This is a genomic window from Cyanobium sp. NIES-981, from assembly GCF_900088535.1.
Classification (GTDB): Bacteria; Cyanobacteriota; Cyanobacteriia; order PCC-6307; family Cyanobiaceae; genus NIES-981.
In genome coordinates this window covers 770,028-793,721 of record NZ_LT578417.1, presented here as the reverse complement: position 1 = coordinate 793,721, position 23,694 = coordinate 770,028, and the positions used below count along the sequence as shown (strand labels likewise).

The 23,694-nt window shown below is 71.0% G+C and carries 27 protein-coding genes; 9 read left to right on the top strand and 18 right to left on the bottom strand.

The features are described 5' to 3' along the window. Positions 1 to 4: 4 nt before the first annotated feature. Complete coding sequence (locus CBM981_RS04110) at positions 5 to 826, bottom strand: ABC transporter ATP-binding protein (RefSeq protein ID WP_087067380.1); 822 nt, start codon at positions 824 to 826, stop codon at positions 5 to 7. Between the two features lie 94 nt (positions 827 to 920). On the opposite strand from CBM981_RS04110, the gene CBM981_RS04105 reads away from it, so the two are divergent. Both CBM981_RS04105 and CBM981_RS04100 read left to right on the top strand, forming a co-directional pair. Continuing rightward, positions 921 to 1,808, top strand: a complete 888-nt coding sequence (locus CBM981_RS04105) for an MBL fold metallo-hydrolase (RefSeq protein ID WP_087067379.1) — start codon at positions 921 to 923, stop codon at positions 1,806 to 1,808. Positions 1,809 to 2,415: 607 nt separating this feature from the next. Further along, a complete protein-coding gene (locus CBM981_RS04100) occupies positions 2,416 to 3,753 on the top strand; it encodes a DUF2254 domain-containing protein (RefSeq protein ID WP_087067378.1) in 1,338 nt (445 codons plus the stop codon). Here CBM981_RS04100 and CBM981_RS04095 read toward each other — a convergent pair. Then, positions 3,705 to 4,157, bottom strand: a complete 453-nt coding sequence (locus CBM981_RS04095; RefSeq protein ID WP_087067377.1) for a hypothetical protein — start codon at positions 4,155 to 4,157, stop codon at positions 3,705 to 3,707. The two genes, CBM981_RS04100 and CBM981_RS04095, sit on opposite strands and share 49 nt — an antisense overlap. Before the next feature lie 147 nt (positions 4,158 to 4,304). Here CBM981_RS04095 and CBM981_RS04090 point away from each other — a divergent pair, with 147 nt between their 5' ends. Further along, positions 4,305 to 4,529 (top strand): hypothetical protein, encoded by a 225-nt coding sequence (locus tag CBM981_RS04090; RefSeq protein WP_087067376.1) that lies wholly within the window; start codon positions 4,305 to 4,307, stop codon positions 4,527 to 4,529. A 19-nt stretch (positions 4,530 to 4,548) separates the two neighbouring features. Here CBM981_RS04090 and CBM981_RS04085 read toward each other — a convergent pair whose 3' ends face one another. Continuing rightward, entirely contained in the window at positions 4,549 to 4,956 is a 408-nt protein-coding gene (locus CBM981_RS04085) for a RidA family protein (RefSeq protein ID WP_087067375.1), read from the bottom strand. A gap of 133 nt (positions 4,957 to 5,089) precedes the next feature. Between CBM981_RS04085 and CBM981_RS04080 the strand changes: the two genes are divergently transcribed. Beyond that, positions 5,090 to 6,154, top strand: a complete 1,065-nt coding sequence (locus tag CBM981_RS04080; RefSeq protein WP_087067374.1) for an ABC transporter ATP-binding protein — start codon at positions 5,090 to 5,092, stop codon at positions 6,152 to 6,154. 29 nt (positions 6,155 to 6,183) lie between these two features. Here the strand turns inward: CBM981_RS04080 and gloB are convergent, their stop codons facing one another. Further along, positions 6,184 to 6,915, bottom strand: coding sequence for a hydroxyacylglutathione hydrolase (gene gloB, locus CBM981_RS04075; protein WP_087069186.1), 732 nt, complete (start codon positions 6,913 to 6,915; stop codon positions 6,184 to 6,186). A gap of 167 nt (positions 6,916 to 7,082) precedes the next feature. On the opposite strand from gloB, the gene hisG reads away from it, so the two are divergent. Together hisG and CBM981_RS04065 are read left to right on the top strand one after the other, a co-directional pair. Continuing rightward, positions 7,083 to 7,742 carry an ATP phosphoribosyltransferase gene (gene hisG / locus CBM981_RS04070; protein ID WP_087067373.1) on the top strand — a complete coding sequence of 220 codons (660 nt, stop codon included), beginning with the start codon at positions 7,083 to 7,085 and terminating at the stop codon, positions 7,740 to 7,742. Continuing rightward, positions 7,742 to 9,541, top strand: coding sequence for an ABC transporter ATP-binding protein (locus CBM981_RS04065; RefSeq protein WP_087067372.1), 1,800 nt, complete (start codon positions 7,742 to 7,744; stop codon positions 9,539 to 9,541). Before hisG ends, CBM981_RS04065 begins: the two co-directional genes overlap by 1 nt. 6 nt (positions 9,542 to 9,547) lie before the next feature. Here CBM981_RS04065 and CBM981_RS04060 read toward each other — a convergent pair whose 3' ends face one another. Beyond that, complete coding sequence (locus tag CBM981_RS04060) at positions 9,548 to 10,405, bottom strand: alpha/beta fold hydrolase (protein WP_087067371.1); 858 nt, start codon at positions 10,403 to 10,405, stop codon at positions 9,548 to 9,550. Positions 10,406 to 10,441: 36 nt separating this feature from the next. On the opposite strand from CBM981_RS04060, the gene CBM981_RS04055 reads away from it, so the two are divergent. Next, the gene (locus CBM981_RS04055; protein ID WP_087069185.1) at positions 10,442 to 10,930 is read left to right on the top strand and encodes a GNAT family N-acetyltransferase; all 489 of its coding nucleotides are present in this window, start codon (positions 10,442 to 10,444) and stop codon (positions 10,928 to 10,930) included. Here the strand turns inward: CBM981_RS04055 and CBM981_RS04050 are convergent. The 3 genes from CBM981_RS04050 to CBM981_RS04040 are packed head-to-tail and all read right to left on the bottom strand — an operon-like array spanning position 10,927 to position 13,396. Continuing rightward, a complete protein-coding gene (locus CBM981_RS04050) occupies positions 10,927 to 11,622 on the bottom strand; it encodes a TIGR04283 family arsenosugar biosynthesis glycosyltransferase (protein WP_087067370.1) in 696 nt (231 codons plus the stop codon). The genes CBM981_RS04055 and CBM981_RS04050 overlap by 4 nt on opposite strands. 3 nt (positions 11,623 to 11,625) lie before the next feature. Next, entirely contained in the window at positions 11,626 to 12,243 is a 618-nt protein-coding gene (locus tag CBM981_RS04045) for a TIGR04282 family arsenosugar biosynthesis glycosyltransferase (RefSeq protein ID WP_087067369.1), read from the bottom strand. Between the two features lie 13 nt (positions 12,244 to 12,256). Further along, entirely contained in the window at positions 12,257 to 13,396 is a 1,140-nt protein-coding gene (locus CBM981_RS04040; RefSeq protein ID WP_225867521.1) for a trypsin-like peptidase domain-containing protein, read from the bottom strand. A 97-nt stretch (positions 13,397 to 13,493) separates the two neighbouring features. Between CBM981_RS04040 and dnaA the strand changes: the two genes are divergently transcribed. Further along, positions 13,494 to 14,975, top strand: a complete 1,482-nt coding sequence (gene dnaA / locus CBM981_RS04035) for a chromosomal replication initiator protein DnaA (protein ID WP_087067367.1) — start codon at positions 13,494 to 13,496, stop codon at positions 14,973 to 14,975. Between the two features lie 42 nt (positions 14,976 to 15,017). Here the strand turns inward: dnaA and CBM981_RS04030 are convergent, their stop codons facing one another. Continuing rightward, positions 15,018 to 15,509 carry a hypothetical protein gene (locus CBM981_RS04030; RefSeq protein WP_225867520.1) on the bottom strand — a complete coding sequence of 164 codons (492 nt, stop codon included), beginning with the start codon at positions 15,507 to 15,509 and terminating at the stop codon, positions 15,018 to 15,020. A gap of 221 nt (positions 15,510 to 15,730) precedes the next feature. On the opposite strand from CBM981_RS04030, the gene CBM981_RS04025 reads away from it, so the two are divergent. Further along, the gene (locus tag CBM981_RS04025; RefSeq protein WP_087067365.1) at positions 15,731 to 15,994 is read left to right on the top strand and encodes a hypothetical protein; all 264 of its coding nucleotides are present in this window, start codon (positions 15,731 to 15,733) and stop codon (positions 15,992 to 15,994) included. Between the two features lie 38 nt (positions 15,995 to 16,032). Here CBM981_RS04025 and cbbX read toward each other — a convergent pair whose 3' ends face one another. The 9 genes from cbbX to CBM981_RS03980 form a co-directional block, all read right to left on the bottom strand. Then, entirely contained in the window at positions 16,033 to 16,947 is a 915-nt protein-coding gene (gene cbbX / locus CBM981_RS04020) for a CbbX protein (protein WP_087067364.1), read from the bottom strand. Then, a complete protein-coding gene (locus CBM981_RS04015) occupies positions 16,944 to 17,213 on the bottom strand; it encodes a 4a-hydroxytetrahydrobiopterin dehydratase (RefSeq protein ID WP_087067363.1) in 270 nt (89 codons plus the stop codon). Before CBM981_RS04015 ends, cbbX begins: the two co-directional genes overlap by 4 nt. Positions 17,214 to 17,222: 9 nt before the next feature. Then, the gene (locus tag CBM981_RS04010; RefSeq protein ID WP_087067362.1) at positions 17,223 to 18,431 is read right to left on the bottom strand and encodes a CO2 hydration protein; all 1,209 of its coding nucleotides are present in this window, start codon (positions 18,429 to 18,431) and stop codon (positions 17,223 to 17,225) included. Beyond that, complete coding sequence (locus CBM981_RS04005; RefSeq protein WP_087067361.1) at positions 18,431 to 19,942, bottom strand: NADH-quinone oxidoreductase subunit M; 1,512 nt, start codon at positions 19,940 to 19,942, stop codon at positions 18,431 to 18,433. Before CBM981_RS04005 ends, CBM981_RS04010 begins: the two co-directional genes overlap by 1 nt. Further along, a complete protein-coding gene (locus tag CBM981_RS04000; RefSeq protein ID WP_087067360.1) occupies positions 19,939 to 21,804 on the bottom strand; it encodes an NAD(P)H-quinone oxidoreductase subunit F in 1,866 nt (621 codons plus the stop codon). The genes CBM981_RS04005 and CBM981_RS04000 overlap by 4 nt, the downstream gene beginning before the upstream one ends. A 63-nt stretch (positions 21,805 to 21,867) precedes the next feature. Further along, positions 21,868 to 22,335, bottom strand: coding sequence for a ferritin-like domain-containing protein (locus tag CBM981_RS03995; RefSeq protein WP_087069184.1), 468 nt, complete (start codon positions 22,333 to 22,335; stop codon positions 21,868 to 21,870). Between the two features lie 5 nt (positions 22,336 to 22,340). Then, positions 22,341 to 23,066 carry a BMC domain-containing protein gene (locus tag CBM981_RS16070; protein ID WP_304441609.1) on the bottom strand — a complete coding sequence of 242 codons (726 nt, stop codon included), beginning with the start codon at positions 23,064 to 23,066 and terminating at the stop codon, positions 22,341 to 22,343. 79 nt (positions 23,067 to 23,145) lie between these two features. Next, on the bottom strand, positions 23,146 to 23,397 hold the full coding sequence (locus CBM981_RS03985; protein ID WP_087067358.1) for a carboxysome peptide B: 252 nt from the start codon (positions 23,395 to 23,397) through the stop codon (positions 23,146 to 23,148). Next, entirely contained in the window at positions 23,397 to 23,693 is a 297-nt protein-coding gene (locus CBM981_RS03980; protein WP_087067357.1) for a carboxysome peptide A, read from the bottom strand. The genes CBM981_RS03985 and CBM981_RS03980 overlap by 1 nt, the downstream gene beginning before the upstream one ends. Position 23,694 lies beyond the last annotated feature (1 nt).

Here is a 23,694-nt window from a genome sequence, read left to right as displayed (position 1 = left end):
GACTTTACCCCTCGGATCCACCACGGCTGACCGGGTGGGGGGACGCCGGCAGCACCTGGTGGAAGCCCCCCACGCTCACCACCTGCAGGGGCGTGTCGAAGAGGGCACTCAGGGGCCCGGCCTGCAGCAGCTCCGCCGCCGGACCGTCCCCCACCACCTGCCCCTGGCTCAGCAGCACGCAGCGCTGGATCTCGGGAACGATGGCCTCGATCTGGTGGGTCACCAGCAGCAGCGTGGTGCCCCGTTGGGTCAGCTGCCGCAGCAGGGCGAGCAGCTGGTGGCGGGCCTTGAGATCGAGGCCGTTGGTGGGTTCATCCAGCACCAGCACCTCGGGGTCGTGCACCAGGGCCCGGGCCAGCAGAAGGCGGCGGCGCTGGCCGTCCGAGAGTTCGCCGAAGGGCCGCTCCGCCAGATCCTCGAGCCCCAGCTCCTCCATCAGCGCCGCCACCCGCAGCCGCTGGGCTCCGCTGGGCTGCTGGCTGCGGCCCAGTCCCACCGAGCCGAAGAAGCCGGAGAGCACCACATCCGCCCCTCTCACCCCGGCGCTGTAGTGGGCATGCAGATCAGGGGACACCAGTCCGATCCGATGGCGCAGCGCCCAGAGGTTCACGGTGCTCCTCCCGAAGACCCGCAGCCACGACCCCGCCTGCACCACCGGATAGATCTCGCGGCTGAGCAGCTTGATCAGGGAGCTCTTGCCGGAGCCGTTCGGGCCCAGGATCACCGTGTGCTCCCCGGTGCACAGCCGCAGGCTCAGGTTCTCGAACACCCGCCGCCGGCCCCGGTAGGCCGTCACGGCCTGCAGCTCGAAGTAGGGCTCTGGCATCGCCGCCGGCCACGCCGCTCGGATGTGGCGATTCTGGCGGTGTCGGGGAGGCCGCCGGCCGGTGCTGCCTAGGTTGAGAACCCGCCCACTCCGGATGGCCCGGCCCGCTCTGCGCCTGAGCAGCAACGCCCCTGGCGCCTTCTACGTGGATTCCACCTGCATCGACTGCGGCACCTGCTGGCAGTGGGATCCCCACCACTTCGCCCCCACCGGCGACAGTTCCCACGTGGTGCACCAGCCGGAGGGGGAACCGGAGATCGGCCAGGCCCTGCTGGCCCTGCAGGCCTGTCCGGTGGCGGCGATCGGCGCCACCACAGAGCTGCTGCGCCACACCCCGGCCGACGGCTTCCCCGCCCTGCTCTTCTCCCATCCGGCCGGTGAGGTGCACTACTGCGGCTGGGCCTCGCGCAAGAGCTTCGGCGCCAGCAGCTACCTGGTGGTGCGCCCTGAAGGCAACGTGCTGATCGACAGCCCCCGCTTCAACGGCCATCTGGCCCGCCGCATCGAGGCCCTCGGCGGGCTGGCCGCGATCGTGCTCACCCACCGCGACGACGTGGCCGACCACGAGCGCTGGGCGAAGCACTTCGGCTGCGAGCGCTGGATTCACCGCGCCGATGCCGACGCGGCCCCCGGCGCCGAGCGGCTGGTGGAGGGCCAGGCTCCCGCGGCACTGGATGCCGGGCTGCGGCTGATCCCCACCCCGGGCCACACCGCCGGTTCGATGGTGGCGCTGCTGGGCGGCCAGATCCTGTTCAGCGGCGACCACCTCTGGTGGAGCCCGGTGCAGCAGGCCGTGGTGGCGTCCCGCACCTACTGCTGGTGGGACTGGCCCAGCCAGGTGGCCTCGGTGGAGCGGCTGCGCGACCTCGACGTGCGCTGGCTCCTGCCCGGCCACGGCGATCGCCATCACTTCGAGCCGGGCGCCTGGGGCCCGGCGATCGACTGCACTCTGGCCTACTGCCGCGGGCTCGTGGCCGGCTGAGCGTCTGTGAAGCGGCATTGCCGCCGGTGAAGAGAGATGTGCGTTGCCGCCCAGGGCCTCGACGCCGCCGTGGTTTGGGCCGAGGGTGTGTGCAACCGATCTCGGAGGCTCCCTGTGGACGACACTCCGCCCAACCAGATGTCAGGAGCGCACTGACGTTCGGACCCTGCTCCAACAATCTCAAACCATCTCAGGTTCTTCTCTGCTTGCTCCCAAGGCCACGTCAAGGCCACGGCCGGATCCCGACGCTTTCCAGAGCGTGAGTCCGCGTTCAGCCCTCAGGCAAGCTCGCCCCATGCACCGCCCCGCAGCTGGTTGATTCCCTCTGCTTGAAGACCTCCGGTCCAGGTGCCCCGGAAGCCACGAAGAACCCCGCTCGTGCCATGGCCCCAGGAGCCATCGCCAGCAAGCTCCGCCCCTCCACAATCGAAGAACCCCACGTCATTCGACGATCCGTTCGATCGCAGCGCCGTGCCCCGTCTCCGCTCCCTGTCATGGAGACGGCCACCACGGTTGAGTCCACAACAGCCCGGGACCAGCGTCCCGGGCTTTGTTGTGCCGGTCTTTGTCGTGCGAGGTTTTCTCCGGAGTGCCCCCGCGCCCTGCCATGGCCCGCCATGACCCGATCACCCTGAGCCTGAGGGGCCGTCTGGCGTTCGCGCTCAACCGGCTGCGCGAGAAGCTCTGGGTCAAGCCGCTGCTGCTCTGTCTGGTGTCCCTGGCGGGCGTGGCCCTGGCCCAGCTGGCCGATGGGCTGGTTCCGGATCTGCTGCTGCCCGACATCAGTGTCGACACGCTCGAGACCCTCCTGCGCATCATCTCCTCCAGCATGCTGGTGATCGCGGTGTTCGCGGCCGGCTCGATGCTCTCGGCCTACGCCTCGGCCGGCACCGTGGCCACGCCGCGGGCCCTGGCGGTGGTGCTGTCCGACGACGTGTCGCAGTACGCCCTCTCCACCTTCATCGGTGCCTTCATCTTCGGCATCGTGGCGCTGATCGCCCTGATGAACGGCCTCTACGGCCGCACCGGCCGCTTCGCCCTCTTCCTGCTCACCCTGCTGGTGTTCGCGGTGGTGGTGCTCAGCTTCGTCACCTGGGTGGATCGCATCGCCCGGCTGGGCCGCGTCACCAACACCATCAGCCGGGTCGAGGCGGTGGCGGCCCGCGCCCTGCTCGATCGGGCCCAGCGCCCCACCCTCGGCGCGCTGCCCCTGGTCTCCCCCGAGCCGGCCGGCAGCGTGGAGGTGAGGAGCGACCAGGTGGGCTACCTGCAGCGCATTGATCTGGGAGCCCTGCAGCTGCTGGCGGAGATGGCGGAGGTGCAGGTGTCGGTGCGTTCGCTGCCCGGTGCGTTCATCACCCCCAGCCGGGTGCTGGCCAGGGTCTGGGGCGAGGCCGCCTGGGACCCGGACCTGCCGCAGCGGATGGCGGACACCTTCCTGATCGGGGAGGGCCGCACCTTCGACGACGATCCGCGCTTCGGGCTGGTGGTGCTCTCGGAAATCGCCAGCCGGGCGCTGTCCCCCGCCGTGAATGATCCCGGCACGGCGATCCATGTGATCGGCAGCTTCGTGCGCCTGTTCAGCCGCTGGGCGCAGGCCTGCGAGGAGCGTCAGGGGAGCGCCCCGGTGTCACCCCGCTACGACCGGCTGCGCCTGCCCCAGCTCGCCACCGCCGATCTGCTCGAGGATGCCTTTCAGGCCCTGGCCCGCGATGGGGCCGCCGCCCTCGAAGTGGGTCTGCGGCTGCAGAAGGGGCTGCAGCGGCTGAGCCTGCTGCCGCTGCCGGGGCTGGCCGAGGCGGCCCGGGGCCAGGCGAGGCTGGCCCTCGCGCACGGGGAGCAGGCCCTGCGCCTGGAGGCGGAGCGGCAGCGGCTGCGGCAGGCGGCCGCCTGGATTCACCAGGGGGCGGGACCGCGGCCGGCACCCACGTTGCAGCCCACCTGAGAGCCGAGCAGGGCGCCCAGCGGCACGGCCCAGTCCCGCCCCTCATCCTGGGAGGCGATGTAGCCGGCGCCGCCGCCCAGCAGCCCGCCCACGAGACGGCCGGTGTTGCAGCGCCGCGCCTCGCGCTCCAGATCGGCTCGGAGCTCATCCACCCGGGACTCGCGCCGGTACGGGGTGGTCTGCACCGGGTAGGTGTCGTACACCCTCTGGCTGCGCCAGTCACGGCGGTCCACGCTGCGCACCACGCGGCTGGCCGGCACCGGCCGGGCCGGCACCAGCACGTAGGTGGGCTGCTGCCAGGCCCGCGGCCTCGCCAGGGCGGCCGAGGGCGCGGCCACCAGGCCGCACAGACCCGTGGCGCCCAGCAGGGCGAGCAGCCGGGTGGGGAGAGGTTGGGTGGTCATGGTGCTGATTGCATGAGGAGGACTCCCCGCTGGTGGGGATGACCTCACTCAACCGGGCCCGTATGTCTGGCCCATGACCGGAAGCGCGGCGATCTGTGACCAGATGCATCCGGGCGGCTTAGTGTGGATTTCCAGACATGGGGCCGTATGGACAGCGACCGCCGCGATCCCGCCGGCCATTCCGCCAGTCATCCCTCCAGCCATCCCGCCAGGGACCCTGCCCGCGAGGGCACCTGCCTCGGCAGCACCTGCATGAAGTGGGGCGGCGACGGCGAACTCGCCCCCCAGGACCTGCAGGCGATCCTGGCCCGGCTCAGTGAAGTGGACGCGCAGGCCCAGGCCCTGATGGAGTGCCCGGTGGATCCCGGCTGAGCTCGTCAGCCCTCCCGCGTCAGCCCACCAGGGCGATGCAGTCGATCTCCACCCGGGCCCCCTTCGGCAGGGCGGCCACCTCCACACAGGCCCGGGCCGGGGACACCCCCTCGCCGAAGGTCTCGGCGTAGATCGCATTCACCGCCGCGAAATCCCCCAGATCCGCCAGAAAGACGGTGGTGCGCACCACCAGGGCCGGGGAGCTGCCGGCCGCCCGCAGCACCGCCTCGAGATTGCGCAGCACCTGGCGGGTTTCGGCCTCCACATCGCCGCCGCCCACCATCTGGCCGCTGGCGGGATCCAGGGCGATCTGACCCGAGCAGAACAGCAACTCTCCGGCCTGCACGGCCTGGTTGTACGGACCGACGGGGGCAGGGGCCTCCGGCGTGTGGATCGCCGTGGCCCTGGCGGATGCGGAGCTGCTCATGGCGGTGGTGGCTCCCTTCCTCGGAGATGGCGTTTCATCATGATGGGGCCGCGAGCCCCGGGCCCCAGCCACCGCCGCCATCGCCTCCCCCCTCACCGCCCTCACCCCCCCGGACCTGCAGCTCCGCGAGCACGTGCAGCTGCAGGGTCTGTGGCATCGCTACCCCGGCGCCGACCCTGAGGGCTGGACCCTGCGCGGTCTCGACCTGGCCCTGCGCCACGGTGAGCTGATGGGCCTGCTGGGGCCCTCCGGCTGCGGCAAGACCACCCTGCTGCGGCTGATCGCCGGCTTCGAGCGTCCCGAGCGGGGGGCCGTGCTGATCGACGGCCGCCAGGTGGCCGGGCCCTCCCGCTGGCTGGTGCCCGAGCGCCGGGGTGTGGGCATGGTGTTCCAGGACTACGCCCTCTTCCCCCACCTCGACGCCTGGCGCAACGCCTGCTTCGGTCTGCGCCGCGGCCAGGACACCAGCCGGGCCGCCTGGCTGCTGGAGCTGCTGGGGCTCCAGGGCCTGGAGCGCCGCTATCCCCATGAGCTCTCCGGCGGCCAGCGCCAGCGCCTGGCCCTGGCCAGGGCCCTGGCGCCGGGGCCGTCGGTGGTGCTGCTCGATGAACCCTTCTCGAACCTGGATGTGGAGGTGCGGCTGCGCCTGCGCAGCGAGCTGCCGCTCGTGCTCAGCCAGTGCGGCGCCAGCGGCCTGATCGTGACCCACGACCCCGAGGAGGCCCTGGCCATCTGCGACCGGGTGGCGGTGCTCTGCGGCGGTGAACTGCATCAGTGCGCCAGTCCGCGGGATCTGGTGCAGCATCCCGCCACGGCCTTCGTGGGCCGCTTCGTGCTGCAGGGCAACCTGCTGCCGGTGCAGCGGGGCGACGGCCTGCTGATCACACCCCTGGGGCGCCTGCGGCCCCGCGACGCTGCCGCCGCCCCGCTCGGCGCGCCCCTCGACGGGCCGGCCGAGGTGCTGGTGAGCCCCGAGGCGATCGAGCTGATGCCGGAGGCCGGCGGCGAGGCCTGGGTGCTCGGCCGTGAGTTCCTCGGCAGTGCCTGGCTCTATCAGCTCCACCTCGAGGGGCTCAGCCTGCGGTTGCGGCTGCCGCTGGAGCAGGAATACGGCCGCGGCCAGCGCTGCCGCCTGCGGCTGCGCCCGGGCCATGGCGCCATCCTGTTCCCCCAGCGCCTGCCGCTGGTGGCGCTCTGAGGTCGCCCGGCCCGGGCGGTGCCGCCGCCTCAGCCGCGCCAGTGGTCCTTGTGCCGTCGCCGCCGGGCCAGGGTGGGGGCGTCGGGGGCCCGCAGAAACAGGTTGGTGGCCTGCTCCACCCCGATCCGGCTGGGCACGGTGGCCTGCCCCCTGGCCCGTTGCTCGAGCACCTGCTCCAGCCGCGCGCCGATCGCGGCGGCCGCGGCCGGATCCTCCTCGGCCGCCACGGCCCGGGCCCAGCCCAGGTTGGCGGCGGTGTACTCATGGGCGCACCACACCTGGGTGTCGGGGGGCAGTGCCGCCAGCTTCTGCAGGGAGTGGTGCATCTGGGCGGCCGTGCCCTCGAACAGGCGGCCGCAGCCGCCGGCGAAGAGGGTGTCGCCGCAGAAGAGGTGGCCGGAGCGGGGCAGCCAGAAGGCGATGTGGGCCCGGGTGTGGCCGGGCACCGCCAGCACCTGCACCGGTTCCCCCAGCAGGGTGAAGCGTTCGCCATCCGCCACCCCCCGGGTCTGGAGGGGAATGCGCTGCCGGTCCGCGGCGGCGGCCACCACGGCACAGCCGGGCCAGCGCCGCAGCAGCTCCGGCGTGCCGCCGATGTGGTCGCTGTGGTGGTGGGTGTGGAGGATGGTGCCCAGCCTCAGGCCGCGCTGCCGCAGCACCTCCTCCACCGGTGGCGCCACCGCCGGATCCACCACCGCCGCCTCGTCCCCCCGCGCCAGCAGGAACACGTAGTTGTCCTGCAGCACCGGGATCCGCGTCACCGTGAGCGGGAGCAGCCGGGGCTCACGCTCCGGCGGGCTGTCCTGCGGGCTGTCCGGCGGGCTGTCCGGCACACCGGCTGGCTCGCTGTTCGGCTGGCAGCCCGGCTCGGCGGTGCTCTCTCGGGCGTTCGGGCCCATCGTTAAAGTCCGGTCTGCGGAGTGTCTCCATGATCACCGTTGCCCTGGCCAAGGGTGCCCTCCTCAAGGATTCGGTGCGTCGCTTCGCCGCCGCCGGCCTCGACTTCGCGGCGGTGCTCGAGCCCGGCAACCGCCAGCTGATGGTGCCCAGCGCCTGCGGCACGGCCCGGGCCCTGCTGGTGCGCAACGCCGATGTGCCGGTGTACGTGGCCTACGGCCAGGCCCAGCTCGGGGTGGTGGGCTACGACGTGCTGCGGGAGCACCAGCTGGCCGTGGCCCAGCTGGTGGATCTGGGCTTCGGCGGCTGCCGCATGAGCGTGGCCGTGAAGGCCAGCAGCCCCTACCGCCGCGCCGTGGACCTGCCCGCCCACTGCCGCGTGGCCAGCAAGTTCACCCGCTGCGCCGAGGCCTACTTCGAAGCCCTCGACCTCCCCGTGGAGCTGATCCATCTGGCCGGTTCGGTGGAGCTGGGCCCGATCACCGGCATGAGCGAGGCGATCGTGGATCTGGTGGCCACGGGCCGCACCCTGGAGGAGAACGGCCTGATCGCCATCGAGGACCTGTTCCACTCCACCGCCCGGCTGGTGGGCCATCCCCTGGCCCTGCGGCTGGACGACGGCCCCCTGCAGGCCATCGTGGATCGCATGGCTGCGGTGTCGGCCTCCCCCCTGCCGGCCGGAGTGGCCTGATGGCAGCCCTCGACCGCGAGCGTCTGCGGCGTCTGCTCCCCTACCTGGGGCGGGATCGGCGCCGTCTGCTGGTCACCCTGGTGCTGCTGATCCCCGTGGCCGGCGCCGCCGCGATCCAGCCCCTGCTGGTGGGTCAGGTGATCGCCGTGCTGCGGGGGGAACCCACCCTGACCTTCCTCACCGGCATGCCGGTGCCCCAGGCGCTGCGCCTGCTCGTGCTCGTCCTGCTGGGGGCGGTGCTGCTGCGGCTCGCCCTGCAGGGGCTGCAGAGCTACAGCGTGCAGGCGGTGGGCCAGCGGCTCACCGCCCGCATCCGCGACGACCTCTTCGCCCACGCGATGGCCCTGTCGCTGCGCTTCCACGACCGCACGCCCGTGGGCAAGCTGCTCACGCGCCTCACCAGCGATGTGGATGCCCTCGCCGAGGTGTTCGGCAGCGGGGCGGTGGGGGTGCTGGCCGATCTGGTCACCCTGCTGGTGATCGCCCTCACCATGCTCAGCATCGAGTGGCGCCTCGGCCTGTTGCTGCTCTGCTCCCAGGTGCCGGTGGTGCTGGGCATGCTCTGGCTGCAGCGCCGCTACCGCCGCGCCAACTACCGGGTGCGGGAGGAACTCAGCCAGCTCAACGCCGATCTGCAGGAGAACCTGCAGGGGCTGGAGGTGGTGCAGATGTTCCGCCGGGAGCGGGTGAACAGTGCCCGCTTCGCCCGCACCACCGATGCCTACCGCCAGGCCGTCACCGGCACGATCTTCTACGACAGCGCCATCTCCGCCTTCATCGAGTGGGTGGCCCTGGTGGCCGTGGCCCTGGTGCTGGCCCTCGGCGGCAGCATGGTCACCGCCGGTGCCCTGGGGCTGGGCACCCTCACCACCTTCATCCTCTACTCCCAGCGCCTCTTCGACCCCCTGCGCCAGCTGGCGGAGCGTTTCACCCAGATCCAGGGCGGGCTCACGGCGGTGGAACGCATCGGCGAACTGCTCGAGCAGCCGATCGAGATCCAGGAGCTGCCCGCCTCCCAGCGCTCTGCGGCGGCCCGGCGCTCCGGCGGCCAGCGCAGCAGCGCCGGCGAGGTGGTGTTCGAGCACGTGTCCTTCGCCTACCGGCAGGACGACCCGATCCTCACCGATCTGTCCTTCCGCATCGCCCCGGGCGAGCACGTGGCCCTGGTGGGTCCCACCGGCTCGGGCAAGACCACGGTGATCCGCCTGCTCTGCCGGCTCTACGAACCCCAGCAGGGCCGGATCCTGCTGGATGGCATCGACATCCGCGAGCTGCCCATCCCCACCCTGCGCCAGCGCCTGGGGGTGGTGCTGCAGGACACCTTCCTGTTCAGCGGCAACGTGGCCGACAACCTGCGGCTGGACGCTCCGATCGCCAACGACGAGCTGGCCCAGCTCTGCCGCGAGCTCGGCCTCGATCCCCTGCTGCGCCGTCTGCCGGAGGGGTTGGCCACCGAGCTGCGGGAGCGAGGCGGCAATCTCTCCTCGGGGGAACGCCAGCTGCTGGCGGTGGCCAGGGTCGCGATCCGCGATCCCTCCGTGCTGGTGATGGACGAGGCCACCGCCTTCCTGGACCCCTCCACCGAGGCGACCCTGCAGCAGGACCTGGACCGCCTGCTGCAGCAGCGCACCGCGATCGTGATCGCCCACCGCCTCGCCACCGTGGAGGCGGCCGACCGGATCCTGGTGCTGCAGCGGGGCCGGCTGATCGAACAGGGCACCCACCGCCAGCTGCGGGCCGCCGGAGGGCTCTACGCCCGGCTGGCCGAGCTGCAGGACAAGGGCCTGGCCGCCTTGTAAGCAGCCTCAGGGGCCGGGTCTGGCGTAGCGGTCGAGCCGGATCACCGTGGTGGGTCCTGCCGGGCCGCTGTCAGCGGGCTCCCCTGGGGCGCAGAGAGGTTCGATGCCTTCCAGCCAGGGGCGGATCACGGCCGCCACGGCCTCGGGTTGCCGCAGCATCGGCAGGTGGCCGGCCCCGTCCAGCACCCGCAGGTCGTGCTGGGGGGCGTAGCCGGCCAGATGGCGCACGTAGCGGGGTTCCATCACCTGATCGCGGCTGCCGGCGATCCACAGGCTCGGCACCCTGAGCCCGGCCGTGAGGGCGGGCAGCTGCTGCACGGCACTGCGCCGCATGCTGCAGGCCAGCAGACCCTGGGCCGCGTGCCGATCGGCCAGCAGGGGACTGCGCAGGGCATCACTGCCCGGCAGTCGCAGCAGCCAGCGGGGCCTCAGCTGCAGGAACACGGCACCACCGCGGCGCACCTGGGCGAAGGGCCTGGGTTGGTACACCCCGCCGCCCACGGCGATCTGGATCAGCCCGGCCAGCTGACTGCCCAGCTGCGGCGCGGCATGCAGCGCCAGGCTGCCCCCCAGGGAATGCCCCATCAGCACCACGGGCCGCCCGTTGCAGGCGCGCTCGCGGGCCTCGCGGGCCAGCCAGGCTCCGTAGCTGGCCAGGCTGGGCTGCAGCCCCCTCGGGCGCTCCCGCCCGCCGAAGCCGGGCAGATCCGGGGCCCAGAGCTCCCAGCCGGGAGCCAGGCGGGCGGCCAGCCGGTCCCACAGGCGCCCTGCCAGCAGCCAGCCATGGGCCGCCACGATCAACGGACGCTCCTCGGCGGGTCTCGACCCGGGCAGGGTGGGTTGTGCTGCTGCTGCTGGTGCCATCAGGCAGGATCGTGGCATCCCGCGCCCACCGTGTTCGTGGATCCGGTCGAGCTCCTCACCACTCTCTACGGGGAGCAGCATCGGCTCTGCCCGACGCCCAACCCCCAGATCCCCCTGGTGCTCAGCACGGAGCGGGAGATCGACCTGATCGAGCTCGAGCAGCTCTGTGATGCGGTGGGCTGGAGCCGCCGCCCGATGCGCCGCGTGCGTAAGGCCCTGCAGAACAGCCTGCTGCGGGTGGGTCTGTGGCGCCACGACCCCCGGCTGCCCAAGCTGGTGGGCTTCGCCCGCTGCACCGGCGACGGGGTGCTGGAGGCCACGGTCTGGGATGTGGCGGTGCACCCCCACTACCAGGGGGTGGGGATGGGCAAGGCCCTGATGCACTACGTGCTCGACCAGCTGCGCAGCATGGAGGTGGACCGGGTCAGCCTCTTCGCCGACCCCCAGGTGGTGGACTTCTACCGCGCCCAGGGCTGGGAGCTGGAGCCGCTGCAGCGCCGCTGCGCCTTCTGGTACGCCCCCTAGGGGCCGGCGTAGTAGCGGCGGGCCAGCGTGGCCGCATCCGCCCCCCGGCGCCACTGGCGCCGCAGGTGGGCGTTCTCCAGGGTGGTGCGCAGGATGCCCCGCTGCCGCCAGCGGCGGCCGTCCACCCGCACCGCGCTTCCCAGGCTGCGCAGCCTGCCCAGGCGCCGCAGCCGCTGCACCAGATCCAGGTCCTCCATCAGCGGCAGGGGCCGCAGCCCGCCACAGGCGCGGTAGAGGGCCAGGGGCAGCAGCAGGCCCTGGTCGCCGTAGGGCAGCTGCCGCCAGCGGCTGCGCAGGGCCACCCCCAGTTCCACCAGCCGCAGGCCGGGGTGGCCGCCGGCGATGGCCAGCCTGAAGTACCAGGCCGTCCCCGCCCGCTCCCGGGCGTTCCGGATCCGCTCGGCCCAGTCCGGCGGCAGCCGCACGTCGGCATGCAGCAACAGCAGCCACGGACCGCGGGCCTCCCTGGCACCCAGGCCGAGCTGGTGACCGCGGCCCGGTCCGGAGCGCAGCAGCCAGGCCCCGCCCAGCCGGGCCAGCTGGCCGCTGCCGTCGTCGCTGCCCCCATCCACCACCAGCACCTCCCGCACCAGATCCGGGGCGCCGCCCAGCTGGGCCAGCAGGGCCGGCAGGCTCCCCTGCTCGTTGCGGCTGGCGATCACCACACTCAGCCAGGGCGGCGGGGCAGCCATGGCTCAGCGCCAGGGTGCCAGGTCGGCGGCCCGGTCCAGATCGTGGTGCACCGGCAGCAGGGTGGGGGTGAGACCCAGGCCCGCCGCCGCCGCGAGCGTGTGCTCCAGCACCTGGCCGCTGCCCCAGGGGATGCCGGCCAGCAGGGCCGGTCTGGAGCGGTCCAGGCCGATCAGCCAGTAGCCCCCGTCGCCGGCGGGTCCCAGCACAAGGCCGCCCGCGTCGATCCCCTCGAAGGCCGCCTCCAGGTCACCGCTGGCCAGGGTCGGCAGGTCGCTGCCGATCAGCACAACCCGGCCAGCCCCCTCGCCCAGGGCCCGCAGCAGCTGCCGCTGCAGCCGCACGCCCAGCCCGCCGCGGCCCTGGGGCACCGCCGCATCGCAGCCCAGCTCGGCCCCCCAGCACCGGCAGGCCCGCGGCCCCAGCCCCTGCACGGCCAGCACCAGCCGGCAGCCGAGCCGGCGGCGGCTCTGGCGGGCGGTGGCGAGGGTGTGCTCGATCAGCCGGCGCTGCACCGCGGCGGCCCTGCTGGCGCCGATCCCAGCGGCCAGGCGGCTCTTGCAGCGTCCCGGGGCCGGCCAGCGGGCCATCACCACCAGCTCCAGGGGGGGTGGGGTGCTCATCCGGCAGGAGGTGTCAATCCTGCCGCGGCAGCTCGGCCGGCCGGATCTCCAGAGAGCTCGTGCCGCTGCCCCGACGCACCACCACGTCGAGGGGTTCGCCCACCCGGCCCTGATCCACCGCCAGCTGCACCTCGGAGGGATTCCGCACCTTGCGCCCCCCCACCGACTCGATCAGGTCGCAGGCCTTCAGGCCTCCCTTGGCGGCGGGGCTGCCCTGCATCACATCCACCACCACCACCCCGTTCACTTCGGGCAGCCGGCACTGGTCGGTGGTGGCGTTGATCTCGCGGGCCAGCTGGGGGGTGAGGGCCTGCAGCCGCACGCCGATGTAGGGGTGGCTGGCGTAGCCCCGCTCGATGATCTGGGCGGCGATCTGCTTGGCCACGTTGATCGGCACCGCGAAGCTCAGGCCCGCTCCCGGCGCCTGGCGGATGGCCGTGTTGATGCCGATCACCTGGCCCCGGTCGTTGATCAGCGGGCCGCCGCTGTTGCCGGGGTTCACGGCGGCGTCGGTCTGGATGTAGGGCACCCGCTGGCCCTCGCCCACCGCGTTGGTGCGCTGGATGGCGCTGATGATCCCCGCGGTCACGGTGTTGTCGAGGCCGAGGGGATTGCCGATCGCGATCGCCCATTCACCGGGCCGCAGCTTGGCGGAGTCGCCCAGGGGGGCCACCGGCAGGTCGGTGGCCACCACCTTCACCACCGCCACATCGGTGAGGGGATCGCTGCCCAGCACCTTGCCGGTGAAGCTGCGTCCATCCGGCAGGGTCACGCTCACCTCGCTGGCGCCATCCACCACGTGGGCGTTGGTGAGCAGCACGCCGTCGGAGCGGGTGATGAAGCCCGAGCCCTGCCCCTGCTGCTCCTGGATCGTCGGCCCGCGGCCGAACAGGCCCCCCAGCGGGTTGATCACCCGCTTGGTGGTGTCGATGCGCACCACCGCGGGGCCCACCTTCGCCACCGCGTCCACGATCACGTTGTTGCTGGGCTGCAGCGGCGGGGTGGGCCCCGCATCACTGATCCGCACGTTGCCCCGCTCCGGCTGGCCGGGCAGGCGGGGCAGTTCAGGCAGCCGTGGCATCCAGCCCGTGCAGCCCGTGAGCAGCAGCGGGCCGATCAGCACAGCTCCGGACCAGGGGCGGATTCGGGGCATGGGGGCTTGGCGGGGCCAGGTGGGGATGCGCTTCATTTAAGACCGACCGGGCCTGGGGATCTGCGTATATTCAGCACCCGCGAGAGGGGGGCCGTCGGTGCAGCAGGCAGAGGAGCTGTGGCACCAGGTTCAGCAGGCACTCCAGGGACGTTTCAGCAAGCCCACCTTCGAGACCTGGATCCGGCCGGCCCGCTGTCAGGGGCTGGAGGGCTCCGCCCTGCACCTGGAGGCCCCCAACAGCTTCGCCTGCGGCTGGCTGCGCAAGAACTACATCGACACCATCGCGGCGGTGGCCAGCGAGATCGCCGGCCGACCCCTGCAGGTGTCGGTGGACACCGCCCCCCAGGAGGAGCCGGCCGTGGGCCTGGCGGTGGGGGGGCGGCCGGTGTCGCGCGAGCTGCCCCCTGACCCATCGCTCCCCGACGGCGCCGGCGCGGCGGCGCGCCAGCCCGGCGGCCCCAGCGGCGGCAGCCCGGCCGTGGCGGCACCGGTGCCCGGTGGCGCTCCAGGGGCAGTGGTCAACGGCCGCGGCGCCCGCCGCTCGCCAGGAGCGGGGCTCAACCCCCGCTACGTGTTCAACCGCTTCGTGGTGGGCCCCAACAGCCGCATGGCCCATGCGGCCGCCCTGGCCGTGGCCGAGGCTCCGGGCCGGGAGTTCAACCCCCTGTTCATCTGCGGAGGGGTTGGCCTGGGCAAGACCCACCTGATGCAGGCCATCGGCCACTACCGCCTGGAGATCAACCCGGAGGCGCGGGTGTTCTACGTGTCCACCGAAACCTTCACCAACGACCTGATCCAGGCGATCCGCAAGGACGGCATGCAGGCCTTCCGCGACCGCTACCGCGCCGCCGATCTGATCCTGGTGGACGACATCCAGTTCATCGAGGGCAAGGAGTACACCCAGGAGGAGTTCTTTCACACCTTCAACGCCCTGCACGAGGCGGGGCGGCAGATCGTGATCGCCTCAGACCGTCCCCCCAGCCAGATTCCGCGCCTGCAGGAGCGGCTGATCTCCCGCTTCTCCATGGGCCTGATCGCCGACATCCAGGCGCCGGATCTGGAGACCCGCATGGCCATCCTGCACAAGAAGGCCGAACAGGAGCAGATGGCGCTGCCGCGGGAGCTGATTCAGTTCATCGCCGGCCGCTTCACCTCCAACATCCGCGAGCTCGAGGGGGCCCTCACCCGGGCCGTGGCCTTCGCCTCGATCACCGGGCTGCCGATGACGGTGGAGTCGGTGGCGCCGATGCTCGATCCGGCCGGCCGCGATGTGGAGGTGAAGCCCGAACAGGTGCTGGAGAAGGTGTCGGAGGTGTTCGGGGTGGGGGGCGATGAAATGCGCAGCGCCAGCCGCAAGCGGGCCGTGAGCCAGGCCCGCCAGGTGGGCATGTACCTGATGCGCCACAGCACCAACCTCTCCCTGCCCCGCATCGGCGAGGTGTTCGGCGGCAAGGATCACTCCACGGTGATGTATGCCGTGGAGCAGATCGAAAAGAAACTCAGCGCCGATCCCGCCCTGGCCCGCCAGGTGCAGCAGGTACGCGACCTGCTGCAGATCGACTCCCGCAAGCGCCGCTGAGGCTGCCGGCGAGCCGGGTGCGGCTGGCTCAGGCCGGCAGGCTCACATGCAGCCCTGCACCGAGATGCGGTAGCTGAACCCGAGGGCACCTGGATCACTGCTGGCGCCCACCTTGAAATTCATCTGGCTCGCCTGCTTCTCCGGTACTGCGGGGAAAGGCCCGAACTCCTGCCCCTGGCCGATCGGAGGATTCATCGTGGCGTTGATCACCTGCAGGCTGGTGCCATCGGTGAACTTCATGAAGCCCTCCACGGGATATTTCGCTTTCGCATCGGAGGAATTGGCCGTGAAGAAGAACTTGTAATTCCTGTAGGGTCGATCCACGATGAAATCGGTGTTCCAGTTCGTCTTGCCGAACAGCTTGGCTCTGCCCACGGTCTTCGACACCACGGGATTGCTGCCATCACCCCCGATCGGTTGGAGAAACGTGCAACGGTCCGTCTGAGCCTGGCCAGGAACTGCCGTTGTCGCCAGGATGGCCACCACCGAGCCTGCTGCCATCAGGAGTGGCCGAAAGGTGCGAGAGCCAGGCATGGAGGCGTGGATGGGAAATCCCATGATGGTGGAGTGATCCAGGTGGGTCGGTTCGATTGTACGGCGATGGGATGATCCGCACGGTGGGATGACGCGGGAATCAACCATTGACGGCTGTTGCAATCGCGGTCGTTGCAATCGCAGCTGTTGTATTCGCGGCTGTTGCTTCAGCGCCGCGGCCCAGCGTATGGTTCGGACTGTTCACCCAGGGGTGTGCTCCCGTGGCGAAGTTCCCTGCCTCCGTTCTCGTCCCGGTGCTGTTGCTGGCCCCTGTTGTGGCCGCCGCCTGCAGCCTGGCCGCCGCCCCGCTCCAGGCCCAGACCCAGACCTGGCAGCGGCGCGGCGCTCCGCCCGCGGCAGGCTCCACCGTGGTGCCCGACAACTGTGCCGTCGCCAGCGACGGCAGCATCACCTGCGACACCAGGCTGGAGGGGGGCACGGGCCGGCCGCCGGCATCGCCGCGCCTCGAGCTCTTCCCCAACTGAGCCGCCAACCCCACTGCGCCCTCGGAGCTGGGGAGCACTCAGGTGAGTGGCACCGCCGGATCCAGGCCTTCCACCTCACCCTGGAACACCCGCGAGGCGGTGATGTCCTCCGCTTCCAGGGTCATCAGGTCGAGCTTGGTGAGGGCACTGCCCATGCGGCTGAACAGTCGGTTGGCCTGGCGCATGCGGGCTCGGTCGATGGCATTGCGAATCGAGCGGGCATTGGCGAAGAACGGCAGCTGCATGCGCCGCTTGATGTATTCCTCGAAAGCCACCAAGGCTTCTTCACTGAAGCGATAGTTTTCATTGGCCAGGATCAACTGGGCGATGGCCAGCAGCTCGGGTGCGCTGTAATCGGGAAAGTCGATGTGGTTAGCCACCCTTGAGGAGAGCCCTGGGTTGGAGTGGTAAAAAATATCCATGCGGTCTTTGTAGCCCGCGAAGATCACCACCAGATCATCCCGGTTGTTCTCCATCACCTGCAGCAGGATCTCGATCGCCTCTGCCCCGTAGTCCCGCTCGTTCTCGGGTCGGTAGAGGTAATACGCCTCATCGATGAACAGCACACCACCCATCGCCTTCTTCAGCATCTCCCGGGTCTTGGGAGCGGTGTGGCCGATGTACTGGCCCACCAGATCGTCGCGGGTGGCGGTCACCACGTGACCCTTGCGCACATAGCCGAGCCCGTGCAGGATCCTGCTCATCCGCTCCGCCACCGTGGTCTTGCCCGTGCCGGGGCGGCCGGTGAAGGACATGTGCAGGGACGGCGGCGCCGTTTCCAGTCCCACCTCCTGCCGGGCCCGGTTCACCACCAGCAGGGCCGCGATCTCCCGGATGCGCGCCTTCACCGGGCGCAGACCGATGAGGTCGCGATCCAGTTCATCCAGCACGTCCTGGATTCCCGCCCCCTCGTAGGCGGCCCGCAGGTCCACCGCCGGGCCGGGATCGTTCACAGCGGGGCATCCGCCAGCAGGGCGTCGATCGCTGCGGCGAAGGCCTGCTCCGCGGCGCCGATGGGTTCCCCCTCCGTGTCGGCGCGGAGGGTGAGGTTCACGTAGGTGCGCCCGAAGCTGATGTCCGGATAGCGCGCCTGCTGCTCACTCAGATCGTTGAGCCGCTCGAGGAAATCCCGGGTGGCGCCGTAGTCCGCGAACTCGATCCGCCGCTCCAGGCGTTCCGGACGTTCAGGCTTGGGGCGGGGAGTCCAGGTTTGCTCCATAGCCAGACCCTAGGCCAGGGCTGGGCTGCTGCTCTCCGCTGCGGGCACGGTCATGGCGGGCATCCCGGGCATTGGCGCTGCGGCGAGGCAATCGGTGCGGCTGCTCACCAGCCGGTCGGCCCAGGCCTGCACATGGGCGTGGTTTGCGGCCTGGTGCGCCGGGTCGGTGCTGGCCAGGGGATGGGGCATCATCCCGTTGATGGCGGCGTTGGTGACGCAGAACATCGACTTCTGGAAGCTGCAGCAGATCTTCACCCGGATGTCCCCTTCTCCCCGGCTGCGCTGCAGGTACCAGGCGTGCAGGGCCGCAGGCAGATGGCGGTACATGTCCTGCATCAGCAGGCTGGGCGGGATGCCGGCGCCCATGGTGGGCAGCGGATCGGCGAACAGGGCGCCGTAGGCGAAGCGGCTCTGGTCCGGCGAGATCTGCTGGGCCTGGGCGTTGAAGCTCACCGTGCCGAAGAAGGGGGTGCCCCGCAGGAACACCGCCTCCACGTAGGGCACGGCCACATCCATCAGGAAGGTGAGGCCGGCCTCGGGAGGGAGCACCCAGAAGCGCTCCCCGTCCAGCTCCACGGCGTAGGTGATCGGCTCGGCGGCCGCGGCCACCAGGCCGGCTTGGATGAAGTCCACCACGGCGGCGATGCTGCGCACCGAGCCGTCCCGCTCGGCCCGGGCCAGATCGAGAAACAGATCACTCATCACCCGCCAGAACTGCCCCAGGGCATGGGTGGTGGCGGCGGTGCGGATCAGCTCGGGTAGGAAGGCCGGGAACAGGGGATCCAGCAGGGCCAGCAGGGGATCCCGCCGCCGCTTGCGGGCGATGATCGCCGTGCAGCTGGCGGCGAAGGCCTCGCTGTCGAGATAGGCATCCAGCCCGCCGGTGCCATGCCAGAGCATGGTCTTCATGCAGTACTCGGCGTACTCGAAATTGATGCGGTCGTGGTTGAGGTTGCGCCAGATCCGGGCCGGGCTGGGATCGCCGTTGAGGTACTTGAACAGCGGGAAGGGATTGAGGAACTGCCGCTCCGCCTGGAAGATCAGGTTGATGCTGTAGGCATCCAGCACCTCGCCGTAGCTCTCCAGGATGCCCACCACCTCAAGCAGGTGGTCGTCGCTCTCGGCCAGCAGGGTTTCGCCGCTCAGCAGGCGGCGCTCCAGCTCCCGGGCCGGCGGCATGCCGCCGTTGCGGGTGAGGTGGGCCGGAATCACAGGCATCAGCCGATCCTCGCCTGGGCCATGGCCGTGGTGGCGGCTTCACTGAGCTGGCCGAGGGTGCTGGGCACCAGCCCCAGGGCCACCACGGCGATCCCGAGGGCGATGGCCGGCACGGTTTCGCGGGGGTTCACCGCGGCGAGCTGGATGTCCAGCCGCGCGTCCTGCACCGGATCGGCAGGCGGGGTGATCGCCAGCCGGCCGAAGAAGGCCCGGTTCACCAGCAACAGGAAATACACCGCCGTGAGACCCGAGCCCACCAGGCACACCAGGGTGGCGATCGGGTAGGCCGTGATGCTGCCCCGGAACACCAGAAACTCGGAGATGAAGCCCGCCATGCCGGGCATCCCGGCGCTGGCCATCACCCCCACGATCATCAGCGAGCCCGTGAGGGGCAGACCCCGTTCGGGATTGAGCAGGCCGCGCAGCACCGTGAGATCGCGGGTGCCGGTCTTGCGGTACACGATCCCCACCAGCAGGAAGAGCAGGGCGGAGATCAGGCCATGGCTCACCATCTGGAACTCCGTGCCCAGCAGGCTCACCGGCGTGGCCGCCGCCGCGGCCAGCAGGATGTAGCCCATGTGGCCCACCGAGCTGTAGGCCACCATCCGTTTCATGTCCTGCTGGGCGATGGCCGCCAGGGAGCCGAACACCACCGACACCGCGGCCCACACGGCCAGAGCTGGGGCAAGCTGCGCCCAGGCTTCGGGGAACAGCCCCATGCCGAAGCGGAGCAGGCCGTAGGTGCCCAGCTTGAGCAGCACCCCGGCCAGCAGCACCGACACCGGCGTGGAGGACTGGGTGTGGGCATCCGGCAGCCAGGTGTGGAAGGGCACCAGCGGCATCTTGATGCCGAAGCCCACCAGCAGCGCCGCCAGCAGCACCAGCTGGGCACCCATCCCCAGCCGTTCGCTGTCCACCGGGGTGAGGCTGAAGTCCACGCTGCCGGTGAACAGGGCCAGGCCCAGGAAGGCGCCGAGGATCAACATGCCAGAAATGGCCGTGAAGATCAGGAACTTGGTGGCGGCGTAGGCGCGGCCCGCCCCGCCCCAGATCGAGATCAGCAGCCAGAGCGGAATCAGCTCCAGCTCGTAGAAGAGGAAGAACAGCAGCAGGTTGTCGGCCAGGAAGGCTCCGTTCACGGCCCCGCTGATCAGCAGCAGCAGGGCGAAGTAGAGCCTGGGCCTGCGGCTGAATTCACGGGTGCACACCGCCGACACCAGGGTGAGGGCCCCGTTGATCAGCACCAGCGGCAGCGACAGGCCATCCACGCCCAGCCTGTACTCCAGGCCCAGGCCCGGCAGCCAGCGGTGCACTTCCTGCAGCTGCAGACCCGCTTCGCTGGGATCGAAGGGCACCAGCACGGCAAGGCTGGTGAGCAGTTGCAGGCCGAGCAGGGCGATGCAGGCGGTGCGCAGCCGGGCCGCACTGGGCTGGCCCGGCCAGGCGAGCAGGGCGACGCTGCCACCGAAGGGGATCAGCAGCAGCAGCGACAGCAGGGGCAGATCGGTCATGCCACCCCCCGCGCCAGCCAGCTGAGGGCGGAGAACAACAGCACGATGGCCACCACCACCGTGAGCACATACGACTGCAGCTGGCCGCTCACCCCGAGCTTCAGGCCCTCCGCGCTCTGCAGCGACAGCCGGCCCAGGCCATTGACCAGGCCGTTCACCACGCGGCGGTCGAGCCAGTCGGTGAGCCGGGCCAGCAGGGCCACCAGGGCCACCACGGTGCTGCGGTACACCCGCTCGGTGTAGAAGTCGAAGGCCAGCAGGTCCTGGAGCCCCCGCAGGGGCTGCTGGCTGGTCCGGGACCGGAACTGATCGAGGGGGATGGCGGCGCCGATCGCCACCCCCATCAGGCCGCTGCCGGCCACCGCCGCAGCCACGGTCCAGGAGAACGAGGCGATCCCCGGCACCGGATCCAGCCGGGCGATCAGCAGGGGGGTGAGCAGCACGAGCACGGTGAGACTCACCATCGGCAGGGTCATCAGCCAGTTCACCTCGGGGGTGCGGCGGGTCTTGGGCAAGGGATGGCCCAGGAACACGCTGCGGTAGACGCGGGTGAGATTCAGGGCCGTGAGCAGGTTGGTGAGCAGCAGCACGGCGGCGAACAGGGGCGAGGCCGCCAGCATCGCCTCCACCCCCAGCCCATAGCACCAGAAGCAGCCCAGCGGCAGCAGACCCACCAGTCCGGCCGCGGCCACCAGGTAGGCGCTGCCGGTCGCCGGCATGCGCGTGCCGATGCCGCCCAGTTCGGTGAGGTCCTGGCAGTTGGTGGTGGCGATCACGCTGCCCACGCTCATGAACAGCAGGGCCTTGGCCAGGCCGTGGGCGAACAGCAGCAGCAGGGCGATGCCGGGCAGCTGCAGGGCGATGGTGATGAACACCAGCCCCAGATAGGAGGTGGTGCCGTAGGAGAAGGCCCGCTTGAGATCCACCTGGGCCAGGGCCACCAGGGCGCCGCCCAGGGCGCTGATCGTGCCCACGGCCAGCAGCCCATCGGTGGCCACCGGCGACAGCGTCAGCAGCGGCATCAGCTTGAGCAGCACCAGAGCGCCGGCGGTCACCACGGCGGAGTTGCGCAGGATCGAGGCCGGGTTCGGGCCCTCCATCGCCTCATCGAGCCAGAGGTGCATGGGGAACTGGGCACACTTGCCCATCGGCCCGGCGATCAGGCCCAGGCCCAGGAGCGTGCCGGCCAGCGGCGTGAGGCTGCCGGAGCTGCGGGCTTCGGCGGCCCAGCTGTAGAGATCGGTGAATTCCATCGAGCCCGCCCAGGCCGAGAGGGCCACCACCCCCATCAGCAGCAGCACGTCGCCCACCCGCTTGGTGAGGAAGGCGTCGCGGGCGGCGGTGACCACCAGGGGCTGGGCGTACCAGAAGCCCACCAGCAGGTAGGTGGAGAGGGTGAGCATCTCCAGCAGGAAGTAGCTCAGGAAGAGGTTGCTGCTCAGCACCACGCCGGAGAGTGCCCCCTCGAAGAAGCCCACCAGGGCGTAGAAGCGGGCCAGCGACCACTCCTTGTCGAGGTAGCCGAGGGCGAACACCTGGGCCAGCAGGCTCATCAGGGTGACCAGCTCCAGGGCCGCCAGGTTGGTGAGCGAGAGATCCAGTCCGATGCTGAGCTGCAGATCGGCGGCGGTGAACCAGGGAATGGCCAGGTGGGCCGGACCGTGCAGCAGCACCTCCCGGGCCACCACGAAACCGTGCACCACGGCCAGCAGCGTCACGAGCACATTGAGGTAAGCCGCCGGCCTGGGGCCGTTGCGCCGGATCCAGCCGCAGGCCCAGGGCAGGGAGAGCACCATGCCGCTGAAGCCGTAGAGGGGGATCAGCCAGGCCAGCTGAACCGAGAGGGGCAGGGGGGGCGCCACGGCTGTCTCAGGCTGCCCCAGGGGGACGCTGGGATCGGCGGAAGCCGCCGATCGGACAGGGGCCTAGAAGGTGGCCCGCTCGTCGAGGCGGCTGCGGGAGCCCGTGAGGCCGCGCAGCCAGCGGCCCAGGTCCTCGGCGTGGTGCTGCTCGTCGGTCCACAGGTCGCGGAAGAAGGCCTCATTCTCGCTATCGCCAATCAAAAGACAGAAGCGCACGGCTTCGGCGTAATGATTGATGAGATCGTCTTCCAGGCTGAGATTCCCGCGCAGCAGTCCGGCCAGATCGGCCGCATGGCTCACGGGCCGCAGCTGGGAGGCGGCCGGGGCCACCCCAAGGCGAAGCATGCGCTTCACCAGCTGCTCGGCGTGCTGCATCTCCTCCACCGTTTCCTGACGGAAACGGGTGGCTGCCTCGCTGTCGCCCCAGAGCTCCAGCAGGGAGGCCTGGGTCATGTACTGCTGCACGGCCGAGAGTTCAAGACTGAGCGCGCGGCCCAGGTAGCCCAGGACGCGCGGATGCGCGGCGTCCATGCTCATCACAGGCGGCGGGTGGCCTCCGTGCCCTGCAGGGCGGGCTCCACCTCGGTGTGGGGACGGGCGATGATGTGGGCGGCCACCAGGCCGTCGCCCACCCGTTCGCAGGCATCGGCACCGGCGCGCACAGCGGCGTTCACCGCACCGGTTTCGCCCCGCACCATCACGGTGACGTAGCCGCCGCCCACGAATTCCCGGGCCACCATCGTGACTTCGGCGGCCTTGGTCATGGCGTCGGCCGCCTCAATCGCCGGCACCAGGCCCCGGGTTTCGATCATGCCGAGTGCGATTCCGTGAACGGTGGGAGCCATGGCGGGGGTTGCGGGAGAGGAGGGGGGACGGGTGGAGCTGCCGCCGCCGCCGGCACGGCCGGATCCGGCGGAACGGCTTGAGGCGGGGGAGGAACGGCGGGTGGTGGTGCTGCTCCGGGAGGTGCCGCGACCGCCGCGGGAGGTGCCGGCGGCTGCGGCGGGAAGGGCTCTGGCGCTGGTGCTGGACGCCTTGCGGGTCGCGGGGGTGGTGGACGCAGAGCTGCTGCCGGCCTTGACGGCCGCCGGCGGAGCGGTGGCCGGAGTGGGAGCCGCCGCGGGTGCTGGGCTGGCCGGCGTGGCCGCCACCGTGGGGGCGGGGACCGCGGCCGGAACCGCAGGCTTGCTGCCAGCAGCGGGGCTGGCGGCTGGCGCCGGCGTGGTCGCCTTTCCTTGGGATCGGGATGTGGGGCTGGCCATGGCGGGCGGCGGACGGCAGGGAAGGGAGAAGGGAGGCGCATCGGCACGGCCCCGGGCGGGCCGGCCGGCAGAGGATCACCTAGCCATCGGGTTCCCAGAAATCGATGATCCCGCCGATGGTCAGATCCGTCTGGGTGTCCGGCACCCCGCAGGCGAAGCGGGCGGCCGAGCCACTGGCGGTGAACACCCAGTTGCCGGGCGAGGCGCCGACCGGATCCACCGCCACGGCGAGCTTGCCCTTGGCGTTGCGCAGCGTGCGCAGATTCCAGTGCAGCAGCCCCTCAACCCGCTGGGTGCAGATGATCGAGCCGGTGACCTGCATGATCTCCATCACTTGCTCCCTCCACTGGAGGACCCGCTGGCAGGAGGGGCCTGTTTGCCGGCCTCGGGATCCCAGTGGTCGATGATGCCCACGATGGTGAGATCGCTGGGGTAGGACTTGCTGCCGGCGGCTTCCCGGGCCGCGGAGCTGCCGACGCAGATCACCCAGTCCCCCGGGATGCAGCCCACCGCATCGACCGCCACCTTCTGGGTGCTGCCATCGAGCACCACCTGCAGGTGCTTGTGCTCGAAGTCCGGGATGCGGTTCGTGGACACCAGCGGTTTCACCACCTTGCAGATCAGCATC